Genomic DNA, 228 nt, shown 5'->3' on the forward strand with positions numbered 1-228 from the left:
GTCTTTTATTAAACTCGGTGTTGAAAAGGGTTACAAGATGATTGCCGGTGTCAGAGGTGATTATACAAAGTATGACGATTTAAACAAGTTACAGGCAGCTCACCCTGATCAAGTGGAAATCTTGACGCTCGATGTTTCAAATGAAGAAAGTATTATTAAGGCTAAAGAGAAAGTAGCAGAGCTAGGATTGGAACTACATGGAATTGTAAATAATGCAGGTGTTTTAGT

The 228-nt window shown here is 37.3% G+C and carries 1 protein-coding gene; it reads left to right on the forward strand.

All coding sequences use genetic code 11. The features are described 5' to 3' along the window. On the forward strand, positions 1 to 228 hold a 228-nt coding region (locus AOA59_RS32250; RefSeq protein ID WP_218212166.1), incomplete at both ends, for a hypothetical protein.

The sequence above is a fragment of the Pseudomonas sp. 2822-15 genome (assembly GCF_002742515.1).
Taxonomy (GTDB): Bacteria; Pseudomonadota; Gammaproteobacteria; order Pseudomonadales; family Pseudomonadaceae; genus Aquipseudomonas; species Aquipseudomonas salomonii.